At 37.5% G+C, this 15,582-nt stretch carries 9 protein-coding genes; 1 reads left to right on the top strand and 8 read right to left on the bottom strand.

The window, feature by feature from the left end:
• Positions 1-11: 11 nt before the first annotated feature.
• Complete coding sequence (locus JNG87_RS03530; RefSeq protein WP_202841725.1) at positions 12-2,207, top strand: peptidase domain-containing ABC transporter; 2,196 nt, start codon at positions 12-14, stop codon at positions 2,205-2,207.
• Here the strand turns inward: JNG87_RS03530 and JNG87_RS03525 are convergent.
• The 8 genes from JNG87_RS03525 to JNG87_RS03490 all read right to left on the bottom strand — a co-directional run bounded on the left by JNG87_RS03525 (position 2,204) and on the right by JNG87_RS03490 (position 15,309).
• Entirely contained in the window at positions 2,204-2,947 is a 744-nt protein-coding gene (locus JNG87_RS03525) for a nucleotidyltransferase domain-containing protein (RefSeq protein WP_202841724.1), read from the bottom strand. The genes JNG87_RS03530 and JNG87_RS03525 overlap by 4 nt on opposite strands.
• 172 nt (positions 2,948-3,119) lie before the next feature.
• Entirely contained in the window at positions 3,120-5,378 is a 2,259-nt protein-coding gene (locus JNG87_RS03520; RefSeq protein WP_202841722.1) for a T9SS type B sorting domain-containing protein, read from the bottom strand.
• 158 nt (positions 5,379-5,536) lie between these two features.
• Complete coding sequence (locus tag JNG87_RS03515; RefSeq protein ID WP_202841720.1) at positions 5,537-7,795, bottom strand: lectin-like domain-containing protein; 2,259 nt, start codon at positions 7,793-7,795, stop codon at positions 5,537-5,539.
• Positions 7,796-7,960: 165 nt separating this feature from the next.
• A complete protein-coding gene (gene rnhA / locus JNG87_RS03510) occupies positions 7,961-8,437 on the bottom strand; it encodes a ribonuclease HI (RefSeq protein WP_202841718.1) in 477 nt (158 codons plus the stop codon).
• Between the two features lie 61 nt (positions 8,438-8,498).
• On the bottom strand, positions 8,499-10,085 hold the full coding sequence (dnaB, locus tag JNG87_RS03505; protein ID WP_110008416.1) for a replicative DNA helicase: 1,587 nt from the start codon (positions 10,083-10,085) through the stop codon (positions 8,499-8,501).
• A 155-nt stretch (positions 10,086-10,240) separates the two neighbouring features.
• The gene (locus tag JNG87_RS03500; protein WP_202841716.1) at positions 10,241-12,388 is read right to left on the bottom strand and encodes a T9SS type B sorting domain-containing protein; all 2,148 of its coding nucleotides are present in this window, start codon (positions 12,386-12,388) and stop codon (positions 10,241-10,243) included.
• 103 nt (positions 12,389-12,491) lie between these two features.
• Positions 12,492-14,564, bottom strand: coding sequence for a T9SS type B sorting domain-containing protein (locus JNG87_RS03495; RefSeq protein WP_202841714.1), 2,073 nt, complete (start codon positions 14,562-14,564; stop codon positions 12,492-12,494).
• 139 nt (positions 14,565-14,703) lie between these two features.
• On the bottom strand, positions 14,704-15,309 hold the full coding sequence (locus JNG87_RS03490) for a hypothetical protein (RefSeq protein WP_202841712.1): 606 nt from the start codon (positions 15,307-15,309) through the stop codon (positions 14,704-14,706).
• Between the last annotated feature and the right edge of the window lie 273 nt (positions 15,310-15,582).

The following is a 15,582-nucleotide window of genomic DNA, read 5'->3' as shown; positions in this document are numbered from 1 at the left end:
GAAAGTATACTTTGAATAAGTTTCCTTTTTATAAGCAGCCTGACGCAAAAGACTGCGGTCCTACTTGTTTGAGGATTATTAGTAAATATTATGGTAAAAACATAAATCTGCAGCGGATAAGGGATCTTACACAAACAACAAGAATTGGAAGTAATTTATTGCATCTTGGCACTGCAGCAGAAAAAATAGGATTTAGGTCCCGAGGGGTTAAAATTAGTTTTAGGACACTTGCTGCCGGAGTGCCTCTCCCTTGTATTGTCCATTGGGATAAAAGGCATTTTGTTGTTGTATATAAGATAAAGAAGGGGAAGGATGAAATGGTATATGTATCCGATCCAAGTTATGGGCTGCTTACATTTACAAAAAGTGAGTTTTTAAAACGTTGGATAGGAAATAATGCAGATGAAAATATTCAGGAGGGAATAGCGCTGCTTCTAGAGACTGCCCCAGCTTTTTATGAAACGGATTGGGATGATAAAAAAAACAGACTTGATATTCAGTTTCTGAGTCTTTATGCATTGAAATATAAAAGATTAATACTTCAATTGGCAATAGGTTTGTTAGCAGGAAGTATGTTGTCATTAATACTTCCTTTTCTTACTCAGAGTATAGTGGATGTGGGGATACAAAATAATGATATAAATTTTATATATCTTATTCTCATTGCCCAATTTATGCTTTACCTGGGAAGAATGGGGGTAGAAATTGTAAGAAGTTGGATTTTATTGCATATTAGTTCCCGGATCAATATTTCTTTAGTGTCCGATTTCTTTATTAAGCTAATGAAGCTTCCTATTAATTATTTTGATACAAGAATGACAGGAGATCTAATGCAAAGAATTGGTGATCATTCAAGGATTCAGCAGCTGTTAACAACATCAACCCTTACAACCCTTTTTTCAGTTGTCAACTTCTTTATTTACAGTGTTATATTACTGCTCTATGATTACAGGTTATTTATTGTTTTTGCTATAGGCGCTATTTTGTATACCTCATGGGTACTTTTTTTTCTTAAGAAGCGAAAAGAACTGGATTATAAAAATTTCTCTCAACTGTCCGAAACTCAGAGTAAAGTGATTGAACTTATCAACGGCATGCAGGAAATTAAAATGAACAACGCCGAGCAAAAAAAGCGTTGGGGCTGGGAATCCACACAGGTTCAGATTTTTAAACTCAATATACAGGGACTAAAGTTGGAACAATGGCAGTCAATAGGAGGAGGATTTATTAACCAAATGAAAGATATGGTAATCAGCTTCTTATCTGCGAAATTAGTTGTAGATGGCGAAATTACCTTAGGAATGATGATGTCTATCCAATACATTATAGGACAGTTGAATGGACCTATTGGACAGGTAGTTTCGTTTGTAAAACAATTACAGGATGCAAATATTTCTCTGGAGAGATTAAATGAAATACATGAGAAAGATAATGAAGAAAGCAATACTGAACATTACTTGTATGAGGTGCCAAGAGGAGATATTGTTTTAAATAACGTCAGTTATAAATATGTTGGCGGGTATAAAAATATTTTTGAAAATTTAAACCTTATAATTCCTTATCAAAAAACTACAGCTATTGTTGGTGCAAGTGGAAGTGGGAAATCAACCCTTATTAAGTTATTGCTGAAATTTTATGAGCCTCAGGAGGGGAATATAAAAATTGATACAGCAGATTTTAGCAGAATTTCTCCGGGAATGTGGAGAGAGAATGTTGGTATTGTAATGCAAGACGGATATGTATTTAATGATACAGTGGCAGATAACATAGCAGTAGGAGATGATCATATAGATAAGAAAAGACTTGCTAATGCCGTAAATGTTGCCAATGTGAGAGAATTTATAGAAAGCTTACCTCTGGGCTATAATACTAAAATTGGAAACGAAGGAGTAGGGATAAGTGGTGGACAGAGACAAAGGTTATTTATAGCAAGGGCTGTTTATAAAGCTCCTGATTTTATTTTTTTTGATGAAGCAACAAGTTCTTTAGATGCCAATAATGAAAAAGTGATTATTGATAATTTAAATCAGTTTTTCAAAGGAAGAACAGCCGTGATTGTAGCGCACCGCCTTTCTACTGTAAAGAATGCAGATAAAATTATAGTATTAGATAAAGGGAAGGTTATTGAAGAAGGCTCACATAATGAGCTTGTCAACGCCAAAGGAGCTTATTTTGAGCTAATTAAAAACCAACTTGATTTGAATTAATCCCTATAAACCACTTCAAAATCTTTTCTTTCAATAACTAAAGTTTTAGATTGTAAATATTGATAAATAACCTCTAATTTATTAGGGGTTATTTCAGATATTGCCTTTATCCATAATTCAACAAAATCCTGATCAGGAAAATCTTTCCATTGATTGATTTCCCGGTAAGTGGTATTGGTCAATATCTTATCAGGTTTAATATCAATTATTGTTTCGTAATTAAGAATAGCTGAATAGGTAACAAGAACTGCTTTCATAAAAGATATATAGTTGTACACATATATAGGGCTTGAAACTGTAGTATTTGACAGAGATTCATGACGTACATGCAATGAGTACATTTTTAAAATAACGTCGTCTTGAGTTAATTTTTTTTGAAAAGAATTTTCCATGAAAATTTTAGCATATTGCACTAATTCTTCAACGCTTCCTTCACAATCATATAAAATCTTGCCTAAAGCAAATAATCTTGCTTCAAAACGGCTGTTTCTTGAAAAGTCAACAGACATTCTTCTCCTTACCCTGTCTGCGTTTTCTCCAAAGTATGAGATTTTTAGTCCATCAATATATTTTATTCCTTTCACAGTATGTTTCCTGTCATTGCTGAAAATAAGTCTAATGTCAATATCAGAATCTTCAGTTTGTGTATTTGTAGCATAGCTTCCTGCAAGAAGAATCCCATGTATATTTTCTGCCTTAAAATTCGAAATAATTTTTTCTTCTAAACTCTTTAAATCCATGTAAATTTTTTGATGAAATTTATTCTGCTTAAAGCTTCCAAATAATTCATACGACAAATTTAAGCATTGAATATGAATAAAGAGTCTTTAAAATGAAATATCTCCTGCCTGTTCATACAAAAAAATCACCCCGGCCGGCGGGGTGATTCTTTTGATGTTTTGGAAAGTGTAATTATTCTCTGTTTTTTACAACAATCCAGCCTGAGAATTTTATCGGAGTACTGTTTTTATTATTTTCATTCCATGAAACAGAATACCAATAGTTTCCTGTAGGAACTTTTTTACTTCCATTGGTAGTTCCTGCCCATTTGTAACCATTGGTTTTATCGGCCTGGAACATTTTGTAACCATACCTGTCGAAAATGGCTATTTCCAGGTTTTGTTTATTGGCCAAAGCTGAATAATCTATAAAATCATTCTTGCCGTCATCGTTAGGTGTAATGATATTGATAAGGTTAGGTACTGTAATATTGACTTCAACAGGAACGCAGTTATAACCGTCTCTGACATACACTTTTGCTTCTCCTCTGGTAATATTGGTAAACACATTGGAATCCTGCCAGTTGATATTATCCATAGAATACTGATAAGGAGGAGTTCCGCCATTGGCATATACTGTTACCGTGCTTCCCGAAATGTCAACCGTTGTAATAACCGGATTGTCGGAAGGGTATACTGTTACTTTCTGTGTTGCAACACAATCTCCGGTTTTAAGTTTTACCCAGTAAGTACCTACTCCTACATTTTTGATAGATTGAGTAGTAGCTCCTGTGCTCCATTCGTAGCTTTTGAAACCTGCGCCTGCATCTAAAGTAGTTGTATTTTCTATACAAATTGTCTTGTCTAGCAAAGTTCTTGAATAAACAGGAGGGATGACAGTTAGTGTAACTTTAGCAATAGAATAACATCCGTTTGAGCTGAATACTTTAATATAAACCACACCGTTAGGAGCAATGTATGCTGCCGGAGTAGATATTGCATTGGTTCCACTGATAGCGTCTGCCAGGGACGGATAATATTCTTTTGTAAGTCCACCCTGAGAAACGACAGCTCCTGTAAGATTAAAGGATGCCATAGACGGATTGGTTTCGATAAAGCAGGATTTTATTTCAACATCATTCACAACCACAATAGGGTAAATGTTCAATGTGATTTTAGAAGTACTCACACATCCCTGAGGAGTCGTTACTTTTACATATATTGTTGCTGCTGCAGACGCATAGGCAGAAGGGTTTGTTATCTGGTTCGTACCGTTATTAAGGTCGTATAAGGTAGGGTAGAATTCTTTGGTAACTCCGGCAACAGTTGTTACAGCAGCCGTGTTGAGATCAAATGTTGCTGTCCCGGCATTGTTGTTATTACATCCGGTCAGACTGGCATCTGTTGCTGCAAATGGTGTAGGATTAAGCTGGATAACACCGTCACCATTATCACAAAGAGTAGAAGTAGGATCCTTAACTACCACTTTGATTGTCGTATTTCCTGAATATTGGAAACTTGAAGGATTTGCGATAGGCGTTGAGCTTCCTAATACATAATATGTAAAAATATAATTTCCGGGATTATTTACAAATTGGGAATTATAAGAAGTAAGGTCTACTGTACCATTTCCTGTAGCAGGATTTGTACATACAAAAGGCGTTATGGTATTGCTTAGGATAGGAACTTTATCCACAAATACCTTAACGTTTTTAATAGAATGTCTTGCGCTGGCACCTCCGGTTGCTGCAGAGAAGCCAAAATATCCCTGTGACATTCCCACGGCACCTCCGGAAGGAGCAAAAGACTGATCTACAATAAGAACACCGTTTATTCTCACTTTGATAATCCAGTTTGTCGGGTTGGTAAGATCTGTTTCTCCATTTACCTCAACATGTCTGTAAGTATCTCCTACAAACGGATTGGTAGCAATAAGATCCGGAGAGTGAAAAGTACTTCCCGGAGTCGTGTTGAACTCAATATTGTTCCCGGCTGTATTATTGGTACCATAAAGAATGTGAACTTTACTCATCTGGCCTTCAGTGGTATTGTTGAAGATATCAAAACCAACCATGAGCCCGGAAGCGTTGGCTGGAATTCCCAGACCTCCTCCTGATACAAAACCTGTTGGTGGATTAGCAAGATACCAGAAGGTAAAACCGTCTCCTTTTCCAAACTGAGTGGTTCCGTTTCCGTCAATTCTGAAATCGAATTCCACTTTCCACTTATCACAATAGCTCAGAGTGATAGGAGTGGATAATTTTACAGCCCCATATCTGCTGGTCTGATCAGTTGTCAGTCTTACAAAGTCTCCGCTTACTACAGCATCAGAGACAAGATCCCAGCCCGTTGTATTTACAGGGTTTCCGGTAAGTTGATAGGTTTGCGAAAGAAACCTTCCCGGCAGGCATAATAAGATAGTCAGTAAAAAAATGAGTATATCTTTTTTCATAGTGGATGGATTATGATGTTATTGTTTTTTTGATATAAAATTGTTTTTAAATTTAAATTACCGTTGAGAAATCAATATCTGATCCCAATCTCTGTTTGGGCAAATTCTGTTTTTTAACACCGAAACTACCCCAAATGAGGTAGTTTCTGATAGTAATTTTATTCTCTGTTTTTAACCAATACCCAGCCTGAGTATTTTGTTTCAGTATTGTCTTTATTGTTTTCGTTCCATGAAATGGTGTACCAGTAAGTTCCTGTAAGAACCTTTTTACCGGAAGCTGTGCCGTCCCAGGTGAAATTTCTCATTTTTCCGGCTTCATACAATTTATTGCCATATCGGTCGTAAACGATGAATACAAGATTCTTTTTGTAAGCCAGCGCTGAATAGTCAATAACATCATTTACGTTGTCCCCGTTTGGAGTGATGGCGTTAATCAGGTTAGGAACGGTAATCTGAACTTCAACAGGGGTGCAGTTGTAAAAATCTTTTACATACACTCTTACTTCGCCTCTTGCTAAACCTGTGAATATATTGCCAGGCTGCCAGTTCACTCCATCCAGAGAAAACTGATATGGAGGTGTTCCTCCTGCTACATTGACAGTGATCGTATTGTTGTCAATATCGATGCTGGAGATTACAGGATTTGCAGATGCTTTTACATTAACAGTCTGCGTAGTGATGCAGTTGCCGGTTTTCAATTTTACCCAATAAGGACCTACTCCTACATCTTTAATCGATGAAGTTGTTGCTCCCGTGCTCCATTCATAGCCGTCAAATCCAGGTCCTGCATCCAGATCTGTTTTTTCTCCGATACAGATGGTTTTGTCTTTGAGGACAGAAGACGTTACAGGAGGTAATACAATAAGGTTTATTTTAGCAATATTAAAACAGCCGTTGGCATCCGTTACTTTAGCATACACGGCAGTAGTTGTAGATAAATACTGAAGAGGATTCATGATTTCATTGACTCCGTCCAGAGCATTCGCTATAGAGGTGTAATATTTTTTGGCAGCACCAGTACCTAAGGTTGTAACATCTGCGGCAGTCAGATTAAAAATAGCACTTGTAATATTATTTTCAATAAAACATGATCTTAAAGTAGCTTCTTTCACAGGGGTATCCGGATAGAATGCCAGTGTAATTTTAGCTGTACCTGTACATCCCTGAGGGGTTGTTACTTTTACATATACTTCTCCGGGAGCAGAGAAGTAGTTGCCGGGATTTTGAATTTCATTCGTATCTGCATTAAGATCTGCCAACGTTTTGTAGTATTTTTTAACAGCACCGGGAACACCTGTAACATTTGCTGTATTCAGGTTGAAAGTGGCTGTTCCTGCTTTGTTATTGTTACATACCGTAATCGTTTTGTCTTCCGCTTTGAAAGGAGCTAGAACCAATAAAATTTTACCATCCGGGTTATCACAAAGCAGCCCTGCATTATCTTTAATAACCACTGTAACCGTTGTGTTGGCATTGAACTGGTAATTGGCAGGATTAGCAATAGGTGTAGAACTTCCAAACGGATAATAGGTAAATGTATAATTGGAAGGGTTGCTGACAAATTGTGAGTTGAAAGTAGTCAGGTTTACAGATCCATATCCGGTTGTAGGGTTGGGGCAGAATGACTGTGTTGCTGAATCCTGTAAAATAGGAACTTTATCCGTATAAATTTTTACATTTTTAATGGAATGTCTTGATCTTGCTCCTCCTGTAGATGCTGAAAAACCAAAATATCCTACTGTCATTGCAGCAGCAGTGCCTGAAGGCGCAAAAGACTGATTACAAATTACATTACCGTCTATTGTTATTTTTATGATCCAGCTGGTAGGAGCTGCGGGATCTACCTGTGCTGTCACTTCCACATGTTTAAAAGTGGTTCCCTGAAACGGTTGTGTAGTATTCAGATCCGGTGAATGGAAAGAACTTCCGGGAACGTTAAAGAACTCAACGTTATTGGTGTCTGTTGTATTTTGAACCTGCCCGTAAGCCACATGAACCTTGCTCATGGTAGCAGTTGTGGTATTGTTGTAAGTGTCAAGCCCTACCACAAGACCCACTGCATTTTGAGATACCCCAAGTCCGGATCCTAATACGCTGGCAACAGGAGGGTTAGCGAGATACCAGAAGGCAATTCCATCACCGTTGGAGGTTTGGTTGGAGTCCATTCTGAAATCAAATTCTACTCTCCATTTGTCGCAATATTTTAAATTGATGGGGTCATTCAGCCTGATAGAACCGGACTGGTTGTTGGTATCCGGTGTAAGCTGAATAAAATCTGTGTTTACCTGGGTGGGAGAAACCATGGTCCATCCGGTTGTTGTTACCGGGTTTCCGATAAGCTGATAAGTCTGGGCAAAGGACTTCCCGGCTATACAGAGTAAAAAAACAGATAAATACAATAATAGATTTTTATTCATTTATAATGGGACTTAGATTAATATGTAAAGATATTAAATCCCAGTTAAATAATGTGTATTTAATGTTAATTTCGCTTAAATTTTAATAATATTTTAAAAAAATACTGCTAATTATGAGATAATGGTGAATATTGTAGTGTCTATTGAATATTTACATTAATTAAATTAAAATAACGAATTGTTGTCCAAACCTTCAAAATAAGTATCGATTTCAAGATCGGGAGAACTCGCTGCTGCAACGGCTAATTTGTCGCAAAGCTCGTTTTCAAAATGCCCGGCATGACCTTTTACCCAATGCATTTTTGGGGAGTGTTTGTTATACAGCTCTACAAATTTTTTCCATAGATCTGGATTTTTTACGTTTTTCCAGCCTCTTTTGATCCATCCGGCAATCCAGTTCTGGTTGATCGCATCAGATACATATTTGCTGTCTGTGTAAACGTGGATATCGTTTTCTGTAGATTTCAGTTTTTCCAATGCTGTAATGACCGCCAGAAGTTCCATTCTGTTGTTGGTCGTTTTCCGAAAACCTTTGGAAAATGTTTTCTGGTAATTTTTTTCAGGAACACGCATGAGAATTCCATATCCGCCTTTTCCCGGATTTCCGCTGCAAGCCCCGTCGGTATAAATTTCGATTCTCAAACCTGTTTTTTAAAAATGGATGTATTGACTACAATTAAACTGATCTAAACTTTAGTCTTTCTTAAAACGGGAAATCATCATCGTCATCAAAATCATTCATTGAAGAACCGGAAAGTTTTGAGTTGTCCGGAAGATCAAATGCTGCTCCTGGCTGAATCGTTGTTTTAATCTTGTCAAAGCCGCTTGGTTCTCCAAAGTTGGAAGGATATCCTCCTCCGGCACCACCATCAAATGCAGCTTCAATGTCACCGAATTTGGCAAAATGTTTTAAGAAAGATAATCTGACATCTGCTGTAGCACCATTTCTATGTTTTGCAATGATAAGTTCGGCCTGGTTTTCAGTAGAAGTTTCCTGTCCTTCTTCATCATTATCCCAAACGGTAATTTTATAATACTCCGGTCTGAAGATGAAAGATACGATATCCGCATCCTGCTCAATTGCTCCGGATTCCCTCAGATCTGAAAGCTGAGGTCTTTTTCCGGGACGGGCTTCCACACTTCTTGAAAGCTGGGAAAGAGCAATTACCGGTACGTTAAGTTCTTTTGCAATCGCTTTTAATGAACGTGAAATCATGGAGATCTCCTGTTCACGGTTTCCAACTCCTTTTCCACCGCCACCGGCTGTCATCAGCTGAAGGTAGTCAACCATGATAAGTCTTACTCCATGCTGCATCACCAATCTTCGGCATTTTGCACGGAAGTCGAATATGGAAAGGGAAGGTGTTTCATCAATATATAAAGGAGCGTTTTCCAGTTCAGATACATTGGAAAATAGTCTCTGCCATTCTTCATCATCCAGGGTTCCTTTTCTTAGTTTCTCTGAGGAAATTCTTGTTTCAGAAGCAATCATTCTGGTGATAAGCTGTACTGAGGCCATCTCGAGAGAGAACAGAGCCATAGGAATTTTGTGGCCTACTGCAATATTTCTTGCCATGGAAAGAAGAAAGGCTGTTTTACCCATCGCCGGACGGGCGGCAATAATGATGAGGTCAGAATTCTGCCATCCTCCGGTTTCCTTATCCACATCTCTGAATCCTGAAGGAACTCCGGAAAGTCCCTGCTTATCTTTTAACGATTTAATCGTGTCAATAGCTTGTTTTACCAATGAGTTGGCAGTATCGAATCCTTTCTTGATAGTTCCGTTGGTAATCTCAAAGAAAGACTGTTCTGCCTTGTCCAGAAGTTCAAAAACATCTGTAGATTCTTTGTAGGAAGAATCAATTACGTTAGCAGAAACATTGATAAGGCTTCTTAAAATATACTTTTCAAGAATAACACGTACGTGATATTCGATATGGGCGGATGAGCTTACTCCCATGGTGAGGTCAATAATGTAATGATCACCACCTGCCTGGCTCAGCTTGTCTTCTTTTTTTAAATCCTGAATGATTGTCATTAAGTCTACCGGGTGGTTGCCTTCATACAATTTTAGAATAGTAGAAAAAATGACCTGATGTCTGGGGTCATAAAATACCTCCGGGGTAAGAAGGTCAATGGAATGGTCAAGACCTTTTTTGTCAATCAAAAAAGTTCCGATAACCAGTCTTTCAAAGTCCACTGCATTGGGAGGCATTTTTCCATCCGCAATAGACAATTCTTTTGCAAAGTTTCCGTGTGTCAGGGATGATAATGTTTCTTTCTGCGCCATGGTGCAAAGATAGTTTATTTAAAAAATAATAAAAAAATAGTATTCAACAAATTATTAGCAGTCTTTCGTAAAATGCTGTAAACAGGAGGTTGGTCTTGTTGATAAAAAAAATCACCCCGGTCTGAGGTGATTTTTCAAAAAAGATGAAGTAGAACTTATTCTTTATTCTTTACCAATACCCATCCTGAATATTTAGTTTCGGTATTGTTTTTATTGTTTTCATTCCATGAGATCGTATACCAGTACGTTCCGGTTGGGATTTTCTTACCAAAGGCAGTTCCGTCCCATGTAAAGTTATTGAATTTCTTAGCTTCATGAAGTTTATTCCCATATCTGTCATATACAATGAAGATAAGGTTTTTCTTGTAAGCTAACGCTGAATAGTCGATAACATCATTTACGTTATCTCCGTTCGGAGTGATGGCGTTAATAAGATTAGGAACTGTTATCGTTACCTGGATAGGTGTACAGTTATAAGTATCTTTTACATATACCGTATTTTCTCCTCTTGGAAGTCCAGTGAATGTATTGGAATCCTGCCAGTTAACACCGTCTACAGAATATTGGTAAGGAGGAACTCCTCCTGTAGCTGTTACAGTAATATTGTTGTTGGTAATTTCGATTCCTGATACCACCGGCTGAAGGCTTGCATGTACACGTACTTCCTGAAGTGTGAAGCATTTTCCGGTCTGAAGCTTTACCCAATAAGCACCAACACCTACATTGCTGATAGATTGTGTAGTTTCACCAGTGCTCCATTCGTAGCTTACAAATCCAGGACCTGCATCCAGGGTAGTTTTGGCTTCAGCACAGATTGTTTTATCTTTTAATACCGCTGATTTTACAGGAGGTAATACTACCAGGTCTATTTTAGCAATTGAATAACACTGTTTGTCATTATCTACTCTTGCATATACTGTTTTGCTTTCTGAAAGATAGTTTAATGCCGCTATAATAGGGTTTGTCTGTGCTTTCGCATCAGCTACTGTTGTGTAATACTTAATAATAGTTCCGGTAGGGGTTGGAACAGGTACACCAATATCTGCTTTGGAAAGATCAAATGTCGAACGCGTCACATCATTATCGATGTAACAGTTTTGGAGTACAGCATCTTTCAGTACAACTGATGGGTAGAATAATAATCTGATGGTAGTAGTTGCGATACATCCGAAAGAAGAAATTACTTTTACATAGATGGTAGATTCAGCAGAAACATAGTTGGCAGGATCTGTAATTTCATTAATATCTGCATTCATATCTGCCGCCGTTTCATAATACTTGATCGTTGCTCCGGTTCCTCCAAATACATTGGCTGTTGTTAAGTTATATTTTGCAGTACCCGCTCCGTTGTTGTTACAGGAGTATAAAGTAGCCGAATTGGCAGAAATACCCACATTCACAAACTTGAATTTTCCGGTTATGAAACATCCGTTGATAGGATTATCCGGATTGGTGGGATCCTGATACACAATTCTGTAATAATATGTTGTAACTCCATCTACAGTAGTTACTGTAAGAGGATTCTGTCCTGTAAGGGCATCGTTGGTTGTTTTGTGGTAAGTAACCTTGAAGTTCGGGCTGTTACCATTAATGATAGCTGCCGATAATGTTGTAAAATCAAACTGGGCAGGCAGCGCACAAACCATTACCTGATTAGGATCATTAGGAGCTGCTCCCGGAATACCAGGCGCGATAAATGGGTTAGGCGAAAGAACAGGATCGTTAAATGCGGAACTTAAGCTTGCTGTTCCTGTCCATTCTAAAGAAAAACCATTAACGGATCTACTGAAGTTGTCAATAACCAGATAATAAGTCTGGCCAACCAATACATCCATATAAGGACTCCATTTACCATTGTTCATACTCGATGTAACACCTGGTGGATTGGTAGGGAATACGGCTGGTGGAGCAAGAGTCAGATCGAGACCTGTATCTCCTGAAGTACCGCTATAGTTACATCTTATGGGCTGTATGAAAACGTGATCCGCATTCTGTAACGAAGCACAGCCGTTAGCTGTTGGTCCGTAAACTGCAAAATCATAATCATCATCCTGATCGTTAGGTTTTATTGTAAATGCCAGTGTTCCTGGTGTGGATACTGTGAAAGTGTACCAAACTGTATATCTTTCATTGGTACTGAGGCATCCACCGTTTTGGTTAAGAATTTCTATTATATTCCCCGGGCCCGAAGGGGTGTATGAAATGTCAGAATTACCACAGATGGGAATTGCTGTGACACAATCTGACTGTGAAAAGGCCATTTGCGTTATCAATAAAATAAAAAGGAGTAATATTTTTTTCATTGTTAAAACTTTTTTTTGTTAAACAAACTTGAAATCAATAAATTTTTATCACTATTTGTAAAAGAAAAAGCCGCCAAAGCGGCTTTTTGTATTCTAAGGTGTTTTATTCTCTGTTTTTTACAACAATCCAACCTGAAAACTTGAAAGGAGTGTTCTTCTTGTCATTCTCGTTCCATGTTACAGAATACCAGTAGGTACCTGTTGGGATATTCTTGCCTCCAATTCGGCCATCCCATTTGTAACCATTGGATTTGTCTCCCTGGTGGATTTTTGTTCCGTATCTGTCAAAGATACTCAAAATAAGATTCTGTTTGTCTGCCATCGCAGAATAATCTACAACATCATTGATACCATCTCCGTTTGGAGTAATCATATTGATAAGATTAGGAACAACTACTGTAACTTCAATAGGCTCGCAGTCATAAGCATCCTTTACATACACTTTGTAAGTTCCTCTTGCTACATTAGAGAATGTATTGGAAGCCTGCCATAAAATTTTATCCATAGAGTACTGGTAATCCGGAGTTCCTCCAATAACATTGATCGTTAATGTAGTGTTGGAAATATCAACATTTGTTACTACCGGCTGTTCAGAAGGATATACCGTTACTTTTTGAGTGGCAACACATTCCCCTGTTTTTAATTTTACCCAGTAAACTCCTACGCCTACATCTTTGATAGACTGTGTTGTAGCTCCGGTACTCCATTCGTAGCTTTTGAATCCAGGTCCCGCATCCAAAGTGGTAGTATCTTCCATACAGATGATTTTGTCTTTCAATACACTGGATGTTACCGGGGCAATTACAGTTAAACCAATCTTTACCACTACATAACATCCTCTGGTGTCAGACACTCTTACATATACTAAACCGCTTGGTGCAATATAATTAGCATTTAAAATCTCATTGGTTCCGTCAATTGCATCTGTTAGTGAAGGAAAGTATTTTTTAGTGATACCTGCCTGTGGCGTGATAACAGCAGCATTATCAAGGTTGAATAAGGCTGTGGAAGGATTCGCTTCAATAAAGCATGATCTTAATTCTGCATCTTTTGCAATAATTTGCGGATAGAATTTAAGGGTAATTTCTGCAATATCACTACATCCGAATACAGAAGTTACTTTTACATATATTTTACCCTCTGCAGAAACAAATTGATAGATATTGGTAATCTCATTAATTGAGTTGTTCAGGTCGTATAAAGTATAATAATATTTCTTGGTTGCCGTAGGGTCAGGGAAAACATCTGCAGTCGTAAGGTCATAAGTTGCCGTACCTGCATTATTATTGTTACAGCTTGTTAACGTTACATCTGTTGCCTTGATGGTACCATCTTTGAATTTAAATTTACCGGTCTGTCTACATTTATTAATAGGGCTGTTAGGGTTCGTCGGGTCAGTATAATTGATACTGTAGAAATAAACACCAACAGGAGTAACCGTTTGAGGACCAACAAGAGGGTTGTTGCCGGTTAAGGCATCATTTTGACTTGTATGATAGCTGATGCTGAAATTTGGATTGCCGTTAAGAATTCCTGCTGATAACGATGCAAAATCAAAAGTCGCTGGATTAGAACATATGATTACTTCTCTTGGGTCATTAGGGTTAGCCCCTGGAATTCCCGGAGGTACAAATGGGTGAGGCTGTATATTCGGATCGGTGAACGGAGACGATAAAGTAGCCGTTCCGCCCCATGATAATTTGAATCCGTTAGCTGTTTCTCTGTGGTTATTCACAATGATATAGTAAGTCTGGCCAGGCAATACATCCATGTATTTTACCCATTTGTCTCCTGTAGCGGTTTCACTAAGATCTGTAGAGGTCATGTTAAGACCTGTATTCCCACTTAGTCCGGAATAGGAACAACGTATTGGGGTACCAAGGTTTGAGCAGGATTTGTCAGGCCCATAAACACCAAAGTCATAATCATCACTCTGGTCGTTAGGGATGATTTCAAAGGTAAGGGTTCCGCCTGTAGCTATCGTAAAAGAATACCATACCGAGTACTTTTCGTCAGAAGTTAAACATCCGCCCAGATCTTCCGCAATGTCTCCGTGTCCGCCTGGTGTATATGAAATGTCAGAGTTACCGCAGACCGCCATTGCAGTACCACAATCTGACTGGGCAAATAAAATATGTGAAAATATGATTAAGAAAACAAGTAATGTTTTTTTCATGAGAATTAATTTTTAAAAACAAATATTAAAACTGTTTAATTACTAAAAATGCTCTTTTTATCTGATAATTTCGAAATCTTTCATAACAAAAAAACTGATCGTCCCAATTAGCTCAGGAGATCATGCATTTTACTTATTGTTAATTTGTTCCGATCAGTTGTTTTCCCCAGTTGGGTGAACTGGATGCAATGCCTGATGTTTCAAATTCTTTGGCTGCTTTTTGATATAGCTTTATAGCTTCAGTCTTGTTTCCCTGCTTTTCAGCAATTTCAGCTTTTAGAAAGGAAAGTCTTGGATTGTTCTTTAAAGTTATTTCTGCCTTATTCATGAAACTTGTCACGGTCTTTAATTCCTTTTGAGGATCTGCCGCTGTTTTTATTCTGATTTTCTGAAAATGAATAAGCGCAAGAAGAAGGTTTACTTCTCCATTGTTCTTTTCAGAAGCAAGGGATTGCATGGCCAGTTTTCTTGCAGTCTCATTAGGCTCTCCAAGAGGGCTGTTCGGACTGTTGTTTAAAAGGAAATTCGTTTTAAGATATAATGCTGCTGCTGCATAATAATTAGCCTGCCATTTATCTGAAGTTTTAGCTTCTGAAAACTTGGAAAATAGCATATCGTAATCGTTTTCTGTTTTAGCGTTATCGAATTGTAAAACAGCTTGTTGTAAGGTTTGATCTGAAAAAAATTGAGCATTCATCAGAGAACCTGTCACGAGAAAGCTCAAAATTAGTAAAAGTTTAGTCATAGGGGGATATTTTATGAAGCAAATATAAAAAATTATTAACGTTAAATTAAAGATTTTAGGATATATTTAATGAAAGTAATGTATTGGTTTTAAATGTGGTATTTTATTTTTGGGATTCAATAATGCATAGATCGCAAATATATGAGCGGTTTTAATAAATATTTGAGATTGAATTCTTTAATAATTTTTTAAAAAACAAGTATAAAACAAAAATCAGAATAGAAAACGTTCTATTCTGATTTTAAGTATTTCGGATTTTGATTTTTTTAATAT

The sequence above is a fragment of the Chryseobacterium cucumeris genome (genome assembly GCF_016775705.1).
GTDB lineage: Bacteria > Bacteroidota > Bacteroidia > Flavobacteriales > Weeksellaceae > Chryseobacterium > Chryseobacterium cupriresistens.
Note: the sequence above shows the minus strand (reverse complement) of the source record. Positions and strands in the feature narration are given on the sequence as shown.